11 protein-coding genes and 1 pseudogene are annotated in these 16,716 nt (G+C 61.4%); 2 read left to right on the forward strand and 10 right to left on the reverse strand.

The window, feature by feature from the left end; translation table 11 throughout:
- Positions 1 to 62: 62 nt before the first annotated feature.
- The 7 genes from ACFPN2_RS25870 to ACFPN2_RS25900 all read right to left on the reverse strand — a co-directional run bounded on the left by ACFPN2_RS25870 (position 63) and on the right by ACFPN2_RS25900 (position 8,901).
- Complete coding sequence (locus ACFPN2_RS25870) at positions 63 to 2,747, reverse strand: xanthine dehydrogenase family protein molybdopterin-binding subunit (RefSeq protein ID WP_380602017.1); 2,685 nt, start codon at positions 2,745 to 2,747, stop codon at positions 63 to 65.
- Complete coding sequence (locus ACFPN2_RS25875; RefSeq protein ID WP_380602019.1) at positions 2,744 to 3,220, reverse strand: (2Fe-2S)-binding protein; 477 nt, start codon at positions 3,218 to 3,220, stop codon at positions 2,744 to 2,746. The genes ACFPN2_RS25870 and ACFPN2_RS25875 overlap by 4 nt, the downstream gene beginning before the upstream one ends.
- The gene (locus ACFPN2_RS25880) at positions 3,217 to 4,089 is read right to left on the reverse strand and encodes an FAD binding domain-containing protein (protein WP_380602021.1); all 873 of its coding nucleotides are present in this window, start codon (positions 4,087 to 4,089) and stop codon (positions 3,217 to 3,219) included. The genes ACFPN2_RS25875 and ACFPN2_RS25880 overlap by 4 nt, the downstream gene beginning before the upstream one ends.
- A complete protein-coding gene (locus tag ACFPN2_RS25885; protein WP_380602023.1) occupies positions 4,086 to 4,835 on the reverse strand; it encodes a CoxG family protein in 750 nt (249 codons plus the stop codon). Before ACFPN2_RS25885 ends, ACFPN2_RS25880 begins: the two co-directional genes overlap by 4 nt.
- The gene (locus ACFPN2_RS25890; protein WP_380602025.1) at positions 4,832 to 5,626 is read right to left on the reverse strand and encodes an SDR family NAD(P)-dependent oxidoreductase; all 795 of its coding nucleotides are present in this window, start codon (positions 5,624 to 5,626) and stop codon (positions 4,832 to 4,834) included. The genes ACFPN2_RS25885 and ACFPN2_RS25890 overlap by 4 nt, the downstream gene beginning before the upstream one ends.
- A gap of 90 nt (positions 5,627 to 5,716) precedes the next feature.
- A complete protein-coding gene (locus ACFPN2_RS25895) occupies positions 5,717 to 6,397 on the reverse strand; it encodes a TetR family transcriptional regulator (protein ID WP_380602027.1) in 681 nt (226 codons plus the stop codon).
- Between the two features lie 110 nt (positions 6,398 to 6,507).
- Positions 6,508 to 8,901 (reverse strand): TonB-dependent receptor, encoded by a 2,394-nt coding sequence (locus tag ACFPN2_RS25900; protein ID WP_380602029.1) that lies wholly within the window; start codon positions 8,899 to 8,901, stop codon positions 6,508 to 6,510.
- 237 nt (positions 8,902 to 9,138) lie between these two features.
- Between ACFPN2_RS25900 and ACFPN2_RS25905 the strand changes: the two are divergent.
- Positions 9,139 to 10,323, forward strand: a pseudogene (locus ACFPN2_RS25905) (cytochrome P450); the annotation flags it as partial.
- A gap of 373 nt (positions 10,324 to 10,696) precedes the next feature.
- The gene (locus ACFPN2_RS25910) at positions 10,697 to 11,017 is read left to right on the forward strand and encodes a 2Fe-2S iron-sulfur cluster-binding protein (RefSeq protein WP_380602031.1); all 321 of its coding nucleotides are present in this window, start codon (positions 10,697 to 10,699) and stop codon (positions 11,015 to 11,017) included.
- Between the two features lie 5 nt (positions 11,018 to 11,022).
- On the opposite strand, the gene ACFPN2_RS25915 is transcribed toward ACFPN2_RS25910, so the two are convergent.
- The 3 genes from ACFPN2_RS25915 to ACFPN2_RS25925 are packed head-to-tail and all read right to left on the reverse strand — an operon-like array spanning position 11,023 to position 16,648.
- Positions 11,023 to 14,151 carry an efflux RND transporter permease subunit gene (locus tag ACFPN2_RS25915; RefSeq protein ID WP_380602033.1) on the reverse strand — a complete coding sequence of 1,043 codons (3,129 nt, stop codon included), beginning with the start codon at positions 14,149 to 14,151 and terminating at the stop codon, positions 11,023 to 11,025.
- Entirely contained in the window at positions 14,148 to 15,377 is a 1,230-nt protein-coding gene (locus ACFPN2_RS25920) for an efflux RND transporter periplasmic adaptor subunit (RefSeq protein WP_380602035.1), read from the reverse strand. Before ACFPN2_RS25920 ends, ACFPN2_RS25915 begins: the two co-directional genes overlap by 4 nt.
- Positions 15,374 to 16,648: a TolC family protein gene (locus ACFPN2_RS25925; RefSeq protein ID WP_380602037.1), complete on the reverse strand. Its 1,275-nt coding sequence runs from the start codon at positions 16,646 to 16,648 to the stop codon at positions 15,374 to 15,376. The genes ACFPN2_RS25920 and ACFPN2_RS25925 overlap by 4 nt, the downstream gene beginning before the upstream one ends.
- Positions 16,649 to 16,716 lie beyond the last annotated feature (68 nt).

A 16,716-nucleotide genomic window follows, 5' to 3' on the forward strand; every position in this document is an offset into this window, starting at 1 on the left:
AGCCCGGCGACAGCGGATGCGGGATTTTGGCGGGTCGTTCGTCCTAGTGATTTCGCTCGATATCAAGCGCGCTGTCCGGTCACTTTGGCGGTACCGAAGATACCCAGTTTGGCTTTGCCGGAGATCTTATCGCCTTCCACCAGCAGCTCATATTTGAGCGTGAGCGGCATGGGCTTGGTGACCTTCATCTCCCATTTGAGCAGATTGCCGGTCACCGTGCCTTCGAAATCCTGAGAGCCCTGATCGCTGGCGAGCGAGCCTTTGAGCACCGTGCCATTGGTTTCAAAACGCCCGACCATCGGTTGTGGGCCCATGGGCGTCGCGAGCACCATGTTCCACGAGCCATCGATCAGCAGAGCAGACGGTGGAGCAGCAACCTGAGGCGGCGGCGCTTCAACAACAGCGGGCGCAGGCGCTGCAGGGGCGGCTGACGTCTCCGCCGGCTTTGCGATCGGCCGACCTTCGATCACGCTCAGCAGCTTCGAGGGTGTCAGCGGCAGATCCAGCGGCACCTCGCCGAAGGGCGCGAGCGCATCGGCGATGGCATTGACGAGCGTCGGCGGTCCGATGATCGCGCCACCCTCGCCTACGCCTCGAAAACCACCTTCCGACTGCGACGGCGTGCACGCGTGCAAGTATTCGAAGTCTGGAATATCCGAGATCGAAGGCAGCAGGTAGTCCTTAAAGGTCACGGCCAGCGGATTACCTAGGGCATCGTACGCCGCCTCTTCCAGCAGCACCGCACCGATGGCCTGCGCGAGCCCTCCCGCGATCTGCCCCTCGACCACCGCGGGATTGATAATGTTTCCGCAGTCCTCGCAAGACAACCAACGCCGGATCTTCACGAAGCCCGTATCCACATCCACTTCGACGACGCACGCATGGGCAGCGCTCGTATAGGTCACTGGCGGCGGATCGTAGCGATACTGCGCTTCCAGGCCCGATTCCATGCCGGGGGGCAACCGTGAGGGCTCGCCATAGGCGATCTCGGCGATCTGTCGCAGGCTCTTCGTCTCCCCTCCGATGTGCAGAGTGCCGTTCTGAATAGTGATGCTCTCGACCGGCACGTTGAAAATGTGAGCAGCGACGCGGACCACCTTGTCTTTCAAAAGCGCCGCGGCTCGTCTGCAAGCACCGCCACCGATCACACCTTGTCGACTGCCGGCGGCCCCCGGACCGAAGCCGCCGCGAGAGCTGTCGCCTTCGAACACCTGAACATCTTCATAAGGAACGCCCAGTTGATCCGCGATCACTTGTGCCATCGTGCTTTGCGTGCCATGCCCCTGCGAGTGCGTGCTCATCAGCGCAGTGACGGTGCCCGTCGGCTCGATACGAAGCTGGACGAGCTCGCCTGTCATGGGCGCCATGGCGCCAGCAGCGCCGGTGGGTTCGATGTAGGCTGCGATACCGAGCCCCAAGTATCGACCCGTTTTCCGGGACGCCGCTTGTTCTTCACGAAACACGGCGACATCGAATTTCTCGAGCAGCTTCTCTAAACATTCGGCGGGAGTGATGTCATCCAGCTGCACGCCGAACACCGTGGTGCAGGGCTGATCGGCCTTGGTGATCAGATTGCGCCGCCTGAGCTCGATGGGATCGATCCCAAGCTCTCTCGCCGCGACATCTAACAACGTCTCCCGCGCTAACGATTCCATTCCCCAAGGGCCACGATAGGCACCCAGTCCCGGAGTGTTTGAGTACCACGCTCGGGAATAGAAGCCGGCCTGCGGCACTTTGTATGCGGCCCACATGAACATGTGGACGGCAACGTTGGCATCCGTCACTTGAGGGAAAGCCCCGCAGTTGAGGCTGTAGTCGGAATGCGAGGCCAGCAACTTGCCGTCTCTATCGAATCCGATACGCACCGTGATCTCCTGCTCGCGCGCGTTACAGCCCGCGACCAGGTTCTCCCAGCGATCCTCGATCCACTTCAACGGCCGGCCGAGAAGCATACAGCCCAGGATGACGGACATTTCCTCCCGCCACGGATGATTCTTGAAACCGAACGCGCCTCCCACATCTTTCGCGATCACGCGAATACTCAGGTGCGGCTGACCGAGCGCCATCGAAAGGTAGCGTGCGACCAGATGCGGGCTCTGACAACTGATATGCACCAGCAGCTCGTCGCCCTGCTTGTTGGCAACGACGCCGCGGGTCTCCATTGGCGATTGCGCGATTCTTTGGTGACGGACCGTCCGGGTCAGCAGATACGGCGCGCTCGCCAGCGTCGCTTCCAAATCCTCGTCCAGCTCGACACCAATCACCGCGCCGACGTTGGACTCGGCCGCTGCATGAATGGGCGATGCTCGCATCGCTTCGGCGATGGTGACGACGGCATCCTCCTCGTCGTACTCAACGGTGACGAGACCGGCCGCGTCCTCGGCCACATAACGATCTTTGGCCACAACCATTGCAATGGGCTCACCCACGTGCGCCACTCGATCGCGAGCCAGCAACGGGAATGGAAACTCCGCCGGGGGCGTGAAAAAGAACGTCAGCAGCCTGGCGTTGAAGCGGTCGATGTCAGCAGCAGTCAGCACGGCAAGCACGCCGGGGAGATCGCGTGCGACAGAAACATCGAGCGATCGTATGCGTCCACGCGCAATGGAGCTGCGAACAAAGGCGACGTGTAGCATTCCCGGGAACACTACGTCATCGACGAAGGTGCCTCGTCCGGTCAGCAGTCGCGCATCTTCCTTGCGAGGCAGGCGCTTGCCGATAACAGCTCCCTCTGCTTGCAAGGTCACGGCTGCTTCGCCTCGGCAAGTTTCAGAATGGCGCGTCGAATGCCTTGATAGCCCGTGCAGCGGCAAACGTGCCCTGACATCGAGGCAAGTAACGTTTCCGCGTCTGGCTTCTCTGCTCCGCTCGTCAGCGCCGCCAGCGTCATCACCACGCCGGGCGTGCAGAATCCGCATTGAAGCGCGTGCTCATCGCGCATCGTCTGCTGAATGACGTGCAGCGAGTTTTCGTCGGCCGCGAGCCCTTCGACCGTAGTCACATCGCAGCGGTCGGCCTGCACCGCCAGCATCAAGCACGAACGAACGGCGAGTCCATCGACCATCACCGTGCATGCGCCGCAGACACCATGCTCGCAACCGATGTGCACGCCGGTGTATCCGGCATCGACCCGCAGGAAATCGGACAGCAACGTCCGACCCTCAACCGTCGCTTGCAGCTTCCTGCCATTGATAGAGAGCTCGATCTTGTGTTCGCTCATGCCGCCTGTCGCTGATTCAGCGCCTCGCTCAGAGTCCGAACGAAAATACGTTTGCCGACCGTGCGACGGTACTCTGCCGTTGCATGCCGATCGTCGAAAGGATTGGTGTCCGCGATGGCCAGCTCGCCAATCCGCTGTATATCCAGACTCGCAATGCTCTGCCCCACCAATGCGGCCTCGGCCTGCCGCGCCTTGATGGGCGTTGGCCCCATACCGAACCAGGCGATACCGGCACGACTGATACGTCCACTCTCCACGACCATCGCGCCGACCAATCCGACCAAGGCGAAGTCTCCGGGACGCTGCGCGACCTCACGAAACAACGGGACGGTGTTCGCGACCGGCCACTCCGGAAAATCAATCGAGGTGATGAGCTCATCCGGCTCGAGCGCCGTCGCATAGGGAGCGAGATACATCTCCTCAGCACGAATGCTTCTCGCACCTCGAACCGAGCGCACTTCAATCGACGCACCGAGCGCAACGGCGGTGGCCGGAAGCTCCGCCGCCGGTTCGCCCAACGCGATCGATCCCCCGATCGTTCCGCGATTGCGGGTTTGATGGTGTCCCACGTGCTGAGTGGCCGTGGTCAGCACCGGTAGGCGCTGCCTCAGCAACTCGCTCGAGATCGCTTCGTTCTGACGCACGAGCGGACCGATGCGCGTGCCGCCATTCACCTTGGAAATAAACTTCAGCGACTCGATTCGATTGATGTCGACCAGCACGAACGGCTGGCTCATGCGTAATGCCAGCAAGGGCAACAACGTCTGACCGCCGGCAAGAACAGTAGCGCCGCCACCCGCTTCGGCCAGTAACGCGCACGCTTCTTCGACACTCTTGGGCGCGTAGTAATCGAACGGCGCCGGCTTCACTGCCGCTCTCCACGGAGCAAGCGCGCTAGAGCTGCGGCATCTACGACGATCTGAGGCGCCGCGACCCTGCGGCCATATTCCACGCCGGCCACGCCAACGATGATGACGAGCAGACCTATGCACAGTCCCGCCCAATCCGATCCCGTGCCGCCCTCGCCTCGCCCGACGAGAAAGCCGGTCAGGGCGGCGACGACAACGGCGAGTATCCATGCATAAGGAAGCGAGTCTTTGGCTCTCGGCACAGGCTCGACTTCGGCTGCCGCTTGTGAGATCTCACGACCGGCAGCAGCTTGCGAAGCTCCAGAGCGACCGCCGACGATCTCTCCGAACTTGCTGAAGAACTTTGCCGCGAACTGCTTCGCAGTGGCATCGATGATCGGTCCGCCCAACTGCGCGAGGCGGCCGCCGACTTGCGCATCCACGTCATAGGTCAATCGCGTTACAGGGCTCTCACTCTGCAGGCGCACGTGTATGGTGGCCTTGGCTGTGCCGACCGTACCGCCCTGCCCCTCGCCGATCAGCGTGTAGCCCTGCGACGGCTGAATGTTAGAGAGCGCGATGTTTGCATTGAACCGCGCGCCGATCGGCCCGATCTTGACTTCCACGACGGCACGCAGCCGATCGTCGCCATCTCGTGCGAGCGACTGGCAGCCGGGGATACATTGCTGCAGAACCTGCGGATCGTTCAGCGCCTGCCAAACTCGATCGAGCGACGCAGGGATCCGCTCCTCTCCGGTCATCTTCATGGCGTTCTCCCCGGCGACATATCCGTCAACGGCGTGGACAGCGCGCCGTCGAGCCGGATGACCTGGCCATTCAGGAATGGATTGCGGACGATCGCTTCGACCAGCAGCGCATATTCCTCGGCATGACCGAACCGCTTCGGGAACGCGACATTTGAAATGAGCGCCTGCTTGAGGCTTTCCGGCGCCCGCGCGAGACGCGGCGTCCAGATCGGGCCCGGCGCGATGGCGCAGACTCGCACGCCAATGCCCGCCAGGTCGCGCGCCATCGCCAGCGCCATGCCGGCGATCCCCGCTTTCGCCGACGTGTACGCCACCTGCTTCATTTGACCATCGAAGGCGGCGGTCGATGAAGTATTCACGATCACGCCGCGTTGACCGTCGGCGTCAGGAGAATTGCCTGCAAAGGCAGCGGCGCTCAGACGCGAGACATTGAAGGGCCCCATCAGATGCATTTCGAGCATGTTTCGAAACAAGCTCATGTCGTGGGGAATGCCGTCGGCCGTCGCGGTATGAGGCGCGGGAAGCGGCACACCGGCGGCGTTGACTGCGACGGAGAACACGCCGAGCGTCCGGGCGGCGGCAATCGCAGCAGTAACGTCGGCATCGCTACTCTGATCGCCGCGGACCGCAATCGCCCGGTTGCCAAGGTCCTTTGCGACGTCGGCGGCCCTGTCACCGTCCGGATCGAAGACTACTACGCCAAGGCCGATCTCCACCAGCCGACGCGAGGTGGCTGCACCCAGGCCGCCGGCGCCACCGCTGACGATGGCAGAACATTGTCCCAAGTCCACGCGTGCCCGTGCCCCAAGTTATCGCAATGAACACCCACTATACAGAGTGTAATGCGAGTTTCCTGACAGCAGGCGACACGGCAAGAAAATCTAACGGCGGGTGGAACGCGCTTTGCCGGCCTTGGTCGCGCCGACATGGAAACGGGGATCGCTAAGAAACTCGTGCAGAGACGTGGCCACCATTCTCACCGCCTCGTCGACGAAGGCCCGATCCGCGTTCATTGAAATCGTCTCGCCGGCCCATGCAATTTCAATGATGAGCAGCTGCGCTCGAGCCCGGGCAGCGACATCGGGCGATGTCTTTCGAACCGCGGCGGCAAACGCCGGTGCGCGACGTGCCAGCGCGGTAACCCATGCGGCAATGGCCGCCAATCCATAGCGAGGCCTATTGGCCTGCCGATGCGCACTCACCTCGGTCAGCACCGAAGCGATGGCCTGCTCCTGCTCGAGGAATGCCCCGATGTCATAGAGCCATGTTTCTAATTGCTCCACCGTGGGTTGCGGCCCTGGCAGACGCTCCATATACGGCAGCGCCCGAGCCACATAATTCTCCATGAGCTCGCCGAGGATCTGTTCCTTGTCGCGGAAATGCAGATAGAACGTCGGCCGGCTGGCCCCCGCCTCGGCCACGATCTGATCCACCGTGGCACCGTAATAACCTTCCCGGAAAAATACCGAGCGCGCGGCATCGAGGATCCGTTGACGGGTCTGAGCTTTTTGCGCGTCGCGCAGGGTGGGCTTGCGGATCGAGGCACGTTTGGCGGCAGTCATTGGTCGGAGCTTACCACTTCCGACTCCCATTGCTTGACCGCACAGGACGAAGAAAAACCCTCCGGCCGACCAGGGGTGTGCTCGGCCGGAGTGCCAGGCAGGCAGCCCGGCTAGCGTGACCCGAAGGAATAGCGAACGTTCAACCCGATCTCACGCGGCGGCGTGTAGCGAGCGGTCATGTAGGGACTGGCGAGGCTCGAGCCTTCCGTTGTCTGGAACGTCGGCGGCAGCAACCGCTGATAGTTCGTCGTCATCGGGCTGCCTCCCAACTCGAGTGTTTCGCCGGTGTTGGTGGCGTTCTTCGCGAACAGCGCCACCTCCCACGCGCCATCCGGACTGCGAATGCCGGCATAGAGATTCAACAAACCGTAGGCGCCAACCTGATCGTAACTATTGTTCGGGTCGCGCTCGTTACTCGGGTAGTAGGTGAACAGTCCTCGAACGAAGGCATCCATCCGCGGCGTGATCGGCAACGCATATTCCGGCGTCAGCGTCGCGCTCCAGTCGGGTGCGAACGAAAGACGATCGTTGACGCGGCAGGACGCGACCGCCTCATTGTTGCCCGCGGCGTCGGTAATCTGTTGCACGGTCGGCGCCGGCGGATTCCGGTCGGGGATTCCGTCCCTGTTGAAGTCGTTGCAGGCGACCAGGCCGTTATCGATCTCGCCTTTCGCATAACTGAAAGCCGCGCCGATCCGCAGACGATCGCTCGGCTGGAACGTCACTTCCAACTCCCCGCCCTTCACCGTCGCATCCACATTGGCGACGAAGTTGAACGTGGAAGGAATCGGGCCGGTCTGATCGAAGTTGACGTAGTAGACCGGCGGACCGCGATAGATGAAGTTACTGAAGTCCTGATAGAACAGCGACGCATTCACACGCAGGCGCCGGTTGAGCCAGTCCGCCTTGAAGCCCGCTTCATAAGACTTCGAAGTCTCTTCCTCGAGGTTGGTGAATTGATCCAGCCGTGGCGTCAGTTCCCGGGTCACGCCGATCGTGGACGGTCCGTTACGCCACGACTTGCCGTGATTGACGTACACCATGAAGTCATCGGTGAAGCGATGTGAAGCCGCAACGTTATAGATCGTCGGCTCCTCCTTGTCCGCAATGTCGGCAAGCGCGCGGCCGTTGAGCAACGTCACGTCCTTCGTTTCGTACGTGATGCGTCTCAGCCCTCCCGACAGCTCGGTTCGATCGCTGAAGTGATACGTCAGATTGCCAAAGAACGATCTTTCCTCGAAACCGCCCCTGCGAACGATGGGCGTTCGCACCACCGTGATGGGATTGATGATCGGGCCCGCCTGGATGCCGACGATCGTTTCCGACGTGTACTCGCTGGGTGTCGTCGAATCGAAATAGAATGCGCCCACCGTGTAGTCCAGCACGTTGAACAGCCGTTCCTCGGACGCGAGCCGCAGCTCGTGCGACTTGTTGGTCTCGTGGATATGCAGATCCTGATAGATCTCCAGGCCGCGAGCGCGGTTGCCGCGATCCTGCGGGCTCAACGCATTGAGCTCCTGTTCGGTATAGGAACCGACATAGCTCAGCACCTGACCGGCCACGCTCCAGTTCAGCTGCGCAGTGATGATGTCCATATCCTGCGTGGCTTCGCGAGCGCCGTCGGTGATGCTCAATCGGTCGCTCGCCGCGATCTCCGGATCGGTGGCGGTATTCACGACGGGCGCGGTCGGCTCGACCAGATGGAACGACTGATAAGCATCGAACGAGTGCAGCGTGCGATCGATGTTCTGGTACATGACCGTGGCATTGATCGTGTCCGTCGGCTCCCACAGCAAGGTAGCCCGGCCGCTTTTGCTTCTTTGAAACGGATGGGTGCTGTTGTTGATGCTACGAACCTGGTCATAGTCATTTTCATCGAACAGGCCGGCGACGCGTAAGGCCAATCGATCCGTCACGATGGGCACGTTCACCGCGCCGTTGACGTTACTGCCCTGCTGATTCGTTGCAGTGACGTTCAAGTAGCCGCCAAAGTCTGTGAGATCGGGACGTTGGCTGGTCACTGTGATGGAGCCAGAAGGCGATGCACGGCCACGCAGCGTGCCTTGCGGTCCGCGCAGCACTTCGATCTGACCCAGGTCGTACATCGATTGAAACAAATAGTTGGACTGGATGGGCGAGTCGTTGAGATAGAACTCGACCGTGGCCGTAGCCCCAGATTCCACTTCGAACGATGCGCCGCGCACCGTTGCCGCCGTTGTGTAGCCGGAGTTACCGCCGCTCAACGTCAACCCCGGAACCACGGCTTGAACATCTTCGAACCGCTGCAGATTGAGCTCTTGCAGCGCATCCGAAGTGACCGCGTTCACGGTCTGCGGAACATCCTGCAGACTTTCGAAACGCCGTCGGGCAGTGACGACGATTTCCTCCACGCCGACACTGGCGGCCTCCTCAGGCGCAGCGACCGGCACCGATTGCGCCGAAACGGTCGCGGCAATCAATAACAAACCAGAACCCGTGGCCAGGTCCAGAATTCTCGTTCTCATCGATCTTCATCCCCCAGTCTGTAATGGCTTCTTCGCTGTTACGAACCTTATTCGGCGCCTCGACCTGCTGATTTCATTAAAGAAACGCAGATGTTTGTTGCTCGGATCGACCGTTGGTTTCGTTTTACTCTGAGTTCACTGGCTTTACAAGCTGTCTACTGAGATCGGCAGACGACTGTTGATCTGTTACACCGTGTTGCATATCCTCTGCCCGCCCCACCGAGCGAGGAACAGCGGATGAATGCGTTGGCAGAAGGCGCCGTGTACTGGGATCCCTATCGACCCGATATCTGGCGCGACCCGTATCCGGTCTTCAAACGACTGCGCGAAGAAGCGCCGCTCTACTATAACGAGCAATATGACTTCTACGCGGTCAGTCGCTTCAGCGACGTCGAGAGCGCGCTGGTCGACAAAGAAACATTCAGCTCCAGCCGGGGCGACATCCTCGAGTACATCAAGGCGAACACGCCGGTACCGAAAGGAATGTTCATTTGGGAAGACCCACCGCTACACACGGCTCATCGCGGCGTGCTCATGCGCGTGTTCACGCCAAAGCGGATGAACGATCTCGAGCAGAAGGTGCGCGCCTACTGCGCCCGATGCCTGGACCCGCTGGTTGGCGCCGGTCAGTTCGATTTCATCGCCGATCTCGGCGCGCAGATGCCCATGCGCGTCATCGGGATGCTGCTCGGCATCCCCGAAGAAGATCAGGTTGCGATTCGCGAGAGCGTCGATGCAGCCCTGCGCACCGAAGCCGGCAAGCCCATGGAGATTTCCAAGGCGCATTATCAAGGCGAAGGGTTCGAGGAATACATCGAGTGGCGAACCCGACATCCGTCCGACGATCTGATGACCGAGCTGCTGAACGTCGAGTTTCAGGACGAGACCGGAGTGCGCCGCAAGCTCACTCGCGAAGAAGTGCTGATTTTCGTGAATGTGATTGCCGGCGCCGGCAACGAGACCACGACGCGTCTGATCGGCTGGACGGGCAAGGTGCTGAGCGAACATCCGGAGCAGCGGGCGGAGCTCGCCCGCAATCCGTCCCTGATTCCCAATGCGATCGAAGAGGTGCTGCGTTTCGAGCCTCCCAGTCCTTCCATCGCGAGATACGTCACACGCGATATCGAGATCCACGGACGCACCGTGCCGGCGGGCAGCGCCGCCTTGCTGCTCGCAGCTTCTGGCAACAGAGATGACCGTCGCTATCCGAACGCGGATCGATTCGACATCCACCGCCAAGGCCCACCGCACATCGCCTTCGGACGCGGAGTCCACGCTTGCCTCGGATCGGCGCTGGCGAGAGTGGAAGGTCGAGTAGCACTCGATGAAGTGCTGAAGCGATTTCCAGACTGGACGGTCGATCTCGACAACGCGAAGTTGTCGTCCACCTCGACCGTACGAGGTTGGGACACCCTGCCCGCCTATACCGGGAAGGCCGCACGCAGCAGCAGCCGCACGTCATCCCCTTTGCCAGAAACAGCGGCGCAAGCGGCGCCCGGCGCTGAAACTTGGGAGCTGACGCTCGCGACACCGATGGGCGCACAGAAAATGACGGCGCAGATCGCTCGATCCAGCGACCGCTTTTCCGGATCGATCACGGGCGAGATGGGCGTTCAGGAGATCGACGGCAAGATCGTTGGCAACACGCTCAGCTGGACGGTCAGCCTGAGCAAGCCCGTGTCGATCAAGCTGGGATTCGAAGCCACCATCGAGGGCGATGCGATGACCGGCAAAGTGAAGCTCGGCATGTTCGGTAGTGCGCCGCTGAGCGGCAAGCGAGTCTGAGATAACAACGATGCCGAAAGTCACTTATATCGAGTTCAACGGAGAGCATCGCGTCGTCGACGTGACAACCGGCCGCTCCGTGATGCAAGCCGCCGTCGAGAACAACGTGCGAGGCATCATCGCTGAGTGCGGTGGCGCGTGCTCCTGCGCCACCTGCCATGTGTATGTCGATGACGCCTGGAGTGCGAGACTCGACGCAAAGAGCGAGGACGAAACAGCCATGCTCGAAGCGGTCTGCGAGCCGCGCCCCAACAGTCGCCTGTCGTGCCAGATCAAAGTGACAGAAGCCCTCGACGGGCTCGTCGTGTCGATGCCGGAGAAACAGGTGTGAGCCAACTAAGTAAGCTCACGCCGTCGCAAGATGCGATACACCGCCGGAATCACCAAGAGCGACAGCAGCGGCGCTGTGATCATTCCACCCACCATCGGGGCGGCGATCCGCTGCATGACCTCCGAACCCGTGCCATGACTCCACATGATGGGCAGGAGGCCCGCAACGATCACGCTCACCGTCATGACTTTGGGGCGCACGCGTAGCACTGCGCCTTCGCGAATCGCTTCGTCGAGCAAGGCGAGTGTTGGTGGCCGACCCAACGCAAGCCGCTCCTCCCAGGCTTGCTTCAGATAGATGAGCATGACGACGCCGAACTCCGCAGCGACACCAGCGAGTGCGATGAAGCCCACGGCGGTCGCTATCGAAACTTGATGTCCGAGCAGATAGACGTACCAGAACCCGCCAATCAGTGCGAACGGCAGCGTTCCCATGATGAGTAGCGCCTCATCGACCCGACGGAACGTGAGATAGAGCAATACAAAAATCACGACCAGGGTGAACGGCACGACGATCCGCAGCTTGGCTTGCGCACGCTCCATATATTCAAACTGCCCGGACCACGCAATCGAATACCCGGCCGGCAGGCTGACCTCACGCGCAACCGCCCTCTTCATATCCTCGACCGCGGAAGAAAGGTCGCGCCCACGCAGGTCGACGTATACCCAACCGGAGAGCCGTGCGTTCTCGCTTCGAAGCATCGGCGGTCCATTCGTGATTTTCAGCTCGGCCACGGTGCCGAGCGTGATCTGAGCCCCGTTGGCGGTCACGATGGGCAGCTGCCGCAGATCGGATAACGAGTCGCGCAACTCACGCGGATAGCGCACGCTGATGGGAAAGCGCTGCCGCCCTTCCACGGTCTCCGCAATCGTCTCACCGCCAATCGCCGCTGTGACAATGCTCTCAACGTCGTCGATGTTGAGCCCATAGCGTCCAGCCGCCTCGCGATCGATGTGCACTTCAATGTAACGACCGCCGGTGAGCCGTTCGGCCAATGCCGACGTAACACCCGGGACTTGCTTCACAGCCTGCTCAATCTGCTGAGCGACTTTATCGATAACGCTCGGATCGGCGCCGGCCACCTTGATGCCCACCGGGCTCTTGATGCCCGTGGCCAGCATGTCGATACGATTCCGGATCGGCGGCACCCAGGTGTTCGCGAGCCCGGGGATCTTGAGTGTTTTATCAAGCTCCTCGATGAGCGCTTCGGTTGTCAGCCCCTCGCGCCATTGATCGCGTGGTTTGAACTGAACCGTGGTCTCCACCATTTCGAGCGGCGCCGGATCGGTCGCAGTCTCCGCCCGCCCCATCTTGCCGAACACCCGTTTCACTTCGGGAATCGTCATCAGCAGGCGATCCATCTGTTGCAATAACTGAGATGCCTTGCCAGCCGACAACCCAGGCAATGCCGACGGCATGTGTAACAGATCGCCTTCATCGAGCGGCGGCATGAACTCGCTGCCCAGGCGCAGGATCGGAACCGCGGTGAACGCCAGCAGAACCACGCCGACGGCGATTGTGACCACGGGCCGTTCAAGCACCCGATCCAGCAGCGGCCGATAGCCACGCACCAGCCAGCGATTCAGCGGATTCTTGTCCTCCGCGGGAATACGCCCGCGAATGAAATAGCCCATGAGCACTGGCACCAGCGTCACAGCAAGTCCGGCCGCCGCCGCCATCGCATAGGTCTTGGTGTACGCGAGCGGCGCGAACAGACGCCCTTCCTGCGCCTCGAGCGTGAAGATGGGAATGAACGACAGCGTGATGATCAGCAGACTGAAGAACAGCGCCGGCCCGACCTGCACGCTTGCATCGCCAACGAGCTTCCAGCGCTCGCCCGAGGTCAGCTCGCGTGCCGGGTGAGCTTCATGCCAACGCTCCAGGTGCTTGTGCACGTTCTCGATCATGACGATCGCGGCATCGACCATCGCGCCGATGGCTATCGCAATCCCACCCAGCGACATGATGTTCGCGTTGATCCCCTGGTAGTACATGACCACGAACGCGATGAGCACGCCCAACGGCAGCGAGACGATAGCGACCAGCGCCGAGCGCAGATGAAAGAGGAAGACAAAGCACACCAGTGCGACGACAACAAACTCCTCGGCGAGCTTGCTGGTGAGATTGCGCATCGAACGGTCGATCAGCCCCGAGCGGTCGTAGGTCTCGACCACCTCCACGCCTTCCGGCAGTCCGGGCTTGAGCTGATCGAGCTTGCGTTTGACGGCCTGGATGGTTTCCAGCGCATTCTTGCCCGAGCGCATCACGATGATGCCGCCGGTCACTTCACCTTCGCCATCGAGCTCCGCAATGCCTCGCCGCAGATCCGGTCCGAGTTGTATGTGGGCCACGTCGCCCAGCTTCACCGGCACGCCCGATGCTCCAGTGCGCAACGGAATCTTCTGAAAGTCATCCAGGTTTCGCAGATACCCCGTGGCACGCACGATGTACTCCGCCTCAGCAAGCTCGAGCACCGAGCCGCCCGCTTCCTGATTCGCACCGCGAATCGCCGCGATGACGTCTCGATGTGAGATCCCGTACGCACGAAGCCGATCCGGCTGGATCACGACTTGATACTGGCGCACAGCACCGCCGAGCGTCGCCACTTCCGCGACGTTCGGCACGCTCTTTAGTTCGTACTTCAGAAACCAGTCCTGCAGGGCACGCAGCTGTGACAAGTCGTGCCGGCCGGTGCGATCGACGAGCGCATATTCATATATCCAGCCCACGCCAGTCGCATCCGGTCCAATCGATGGCTGCACGTTGGCGGGCAACCGCCCCTGCACCTGATTCAGATATTCGAGTACGCGCGAGCGCGCCCAGTACAAGTCCGTTCCGTCCTCGAACAGGATATAAACGAACGAGTCGCCAAAGAACGAGTAGCCACGCACGGCTTTCGCGCCAGGCACGGACAGCATCGTCGTCGTCAACGGATAGGTGACCTGATCCTCGACGATGCGAGGCGCCTGCCCCGGATAGGACGTGCGAATGATCACTTGCACATCGGACAAGTCCGGCAAGGCATCCAGGGGAGTGCGCGAGACGGCCCAGGTTCCCCACGCTGCGAAAACAATCGTCGCGAGCAATACCAGGAAACGATTCTGGAGCGACCAGCGAATCAGCGCCGCAATCATTGCTGAGGCTCCTTCGCATCGCCCGACAGCCGCGACACCGTCGATCTGAGGCTCGCTTCCGAATCGATCAGGAACTGACCTGACAGCACGATCGATTGCCCTTCCGTCAACCCGGAGAGAATCGCCGTCTTACCGTTCGCTTCCATCCCAACGCTGACATTGACGACGTCGAAACCGCCTTCCTCTCTAGCAGCGATGACGACCGTGCGCTCGCCAGTCAGGATGACTGCCTCACTCGGCACCACGAGTTGTTCCCGCTCTGTGTTGCCCGCGAACTCGAGCGATACAAACATGCCTGGCGCGAGCTTGAATCCGGCGTTCTCGATCTCGATGCGGACCGGGAGCGTACGCGTCTGTGGATCGACCTCCGGCAACAACGCCATGACCTTCCCCTTGAAGCTCATGCCAGGCCACGCGGTTGCGTGAGCAGTCGCGCTGGATCCAATCGGGATCATTGAAACTTGAGCTTCTGGTACTTGCGCGTTCGTCCACACAGTCGTCAGACCGTTGATCCGAAACAACGCCGCGCCGGCTGCGAACGCTGCGCCTTCACGAACAGCCAGCTCCGCTACTACACCATCGATGGGTGCTACCACTGTCGTAGTCGCGTTCGTGTGACGCGTCTTCTCGAGATCTCGAATCGTCGCCTCCGGCACGCCGAGCACCGCGAGTCGTTGTCTGGCCGCCTCGCGAATCCCGCGCCCACGCTCCGACTGCGCATCGAGCAGCGCGAGATATTCTTCCTGCGCGGCGAGCCAAGTCGGCGACTGAATGTCCGCAAGCGGCTGGCCACGACGAACGTGCTCCAATGCCGACTTCACATGGAGTCGAATGACATATCCGTCGACGCGCGCCTGCACGACCTCGAGCAAGCGCTCGTCAAATGCAACGCTGCCTACCGTGCTCAATCGTTGTTGTAACGCCGCCTTCTCGACGGTGCCCAACCGAATGCCGAGGTTCTGCGCGACGGTCGGGCTCACAGTCACTTGAGCACCGCTCACTTCATCTGCGTACACGGGCACCAGATCCATATCCATGAATGGCGACTTCCCCGGCTTATCGAAACGCGCACCGGGAGACATAGGGTCGTGCCAGTACAGCACCTTGCGTTCGGTCTTCTCCACGGAGGGCTGATTCGCGGGATGACGCGATATCGCGAAGCCGATACCAACTCCGACCAGCAACGCAACGAACACGGCGGCAATCAGTTTATGTTCGCGGCTCATGGCTGAAGGCTCCCCGCTACAGTTCGTGCTGGATAGTTGAGATAGGCGAGATACGCCCACGCCGCGCCGAGATCCGCCAGCACCTTCGCGTGCTCGCGCTCGAGCACGAACTCATCGAGTTGCGCATCGAGCACGTCGGCGATCATTGTCTGGCCCGACTGAAAACCCACGAGCGTTGCCCGCGACCGCTCGCGAGCTATCGGCAATCGATCTCGCTCCAATAGTTGTATTCGTGCGCGTGCGCTCTCCCACACTTCCAGCTGTTGCGCCACCTCTGCCGTGTGCATGCGAAGTTGCGCTTCCCGGTCGCTTCGCAATTGCTCCAGCTCGGCATGACGCGCGGCAATCACCGGGTCTTGTCGGGTACCGCCGAAGATCGGCAATCCAATGCGCACTTGAAACGACACCATGTCGCCGTACACATCGCCGCGCTTGCCGTAGGAAAGCTCCGTTGTGATATCCGGGCGCTTCTGCGCACGGGCAAGATTGAGACGCGCATCGGCGGCCGACAGCTCCGCGTCCAACGTTTCCAAGGCGACGTGCTGATGAATGGATGCCAGCAGAGCTTCACGCGGCGCTGGGAGCTGATCGATGGGACCCGGAGCGGCGAGCTCGCGACTCGCGTCGTCGCCCAGCCATCGAGCAAGCTCGATCCTTGCCACCTTCTCCATGCGACGCGCTTCGAGCAGCCGATCCTCGAATTCGCCAACAGCTGACGCGGCCGCCAGCGCATCGGCCGCTGTGCCTCGACCGCTTGCAAGAGCCGAGCGCGCCGCTTCGGCTTGCAACGTGATCTCCGGACGGCTCTGCTCCAGGCTCAACACCGCCGCGTGTGCGGCATACACCTCGAACCAGGCCCGGCTCACTTGCACAGCGACTTCCTGCTGTTCCTGCAGGGATTTCGCTCGCGCTGTTTTTATCTGCGCCTCAGCTTGTTCCCGTTCCGAAGCGCGCTTGCGTGAGTTCGGAAACGTTTGCATGACGCCGATCTCGCGCATCGTCATCTCGTCGCGATCGAAGCTCCAGGCATTGCGCCCGTCCACGGGAGGGTTTGCAGTCCCCAACAACAGTTCCGGATCGGGCAACCGACCCGCAGCGACCGCTACGTGCTGAGCGGCTTCCACCATCGCAGCTCGCGCCTGCAGCTCCGGCGCACGCTGCAAGGCCAGCTCAATGGACTGTTCCAAAGACAAAGGATCGGAGTACACCGCAGTCGCGGGTGTGAGAACGAGCGCCGCTGCGATGAGCGCGCCCAGTGACCTGACGAACATACATTCCTCGTGAACGCACGGAATTGGAATGCGGCAGCTTCGCGATGGACGGTTACGTCAACGCGGGT

Origin of the sequence: Steroidobacter flavus, from assembly GCF_042651805.1 — a bacterium.
Taxonomy (GTDB): Bacteria; Pseudomonadota; Gammaproteobacteria; order Steroidobacterales; family Steroidobacteraceae; genus Steroidobacter; species Steroidobacter flavus.

Excerpts from the sequence above, each read along its gene's own strand:
- ACFPN2_RS25875 (WP_380602019.1), bottom strand. The coding sequence starts at position 3,220 with ATGAGCGAACACAAGATCGAGCTCTCTATCAATGGCAGGAAGCTGCAA.
- ACFPN2_RS25885 (WP_380602023.1), bottom strand. The coding sequence starts at position 4,835 with ATGAAGATGACCGGAGAGGAGCGGATCCCTGCGTCGCTCGATCGAGTT.
- ACFPN2_RS25895 (WP_380602027.1), bottom strand. The coding sequence starts at position 6,397 with ATGACTGCCGCCAAACGTGCCTCGATCCGCAAGCCCACCCTGCGCGAC.
- ACFPN2_RS25900 (WP_380602029.1), bottom strand. The coding sequence starts at position 8,901 with ATGAGAACGAGAATTCTGGACCTGGCCACGGGTTCTGGTTTGTTATTG.
- ACFPN2_RS25910 (WP_380602031.1), top strand. The coding sequence starts at position 10,697 with ATGCCGAAAGTCACTTATATCGAGTTCAACGGAGAGCATCGCGTCGTC.
- ACFPN2_RS25915 (WP_380602033.1), bottom strand. The coding sequence starts at position 14,151 with ATGATTGCGGCGCTGATTCGCTGGTCGCTCCAGAATCGTTTCCTGGTA.
- ACFPN2_RS25920 (WP_380602035.1), bottom strand. The coding sequence starts at position 15,377 with ATGAGCCGCGAACATAAACTGATTGCCGCCGTGTTCGTTGCGTTGCTG.
- ACFPN2_RS25925 (WP_380602037.1), bottom strand. The coding sequence starts at position 16,648 with ATGTTCGTCAGGTCACTGGGCGCGCTCATCGCAGCGGCGCTCGTTCTC.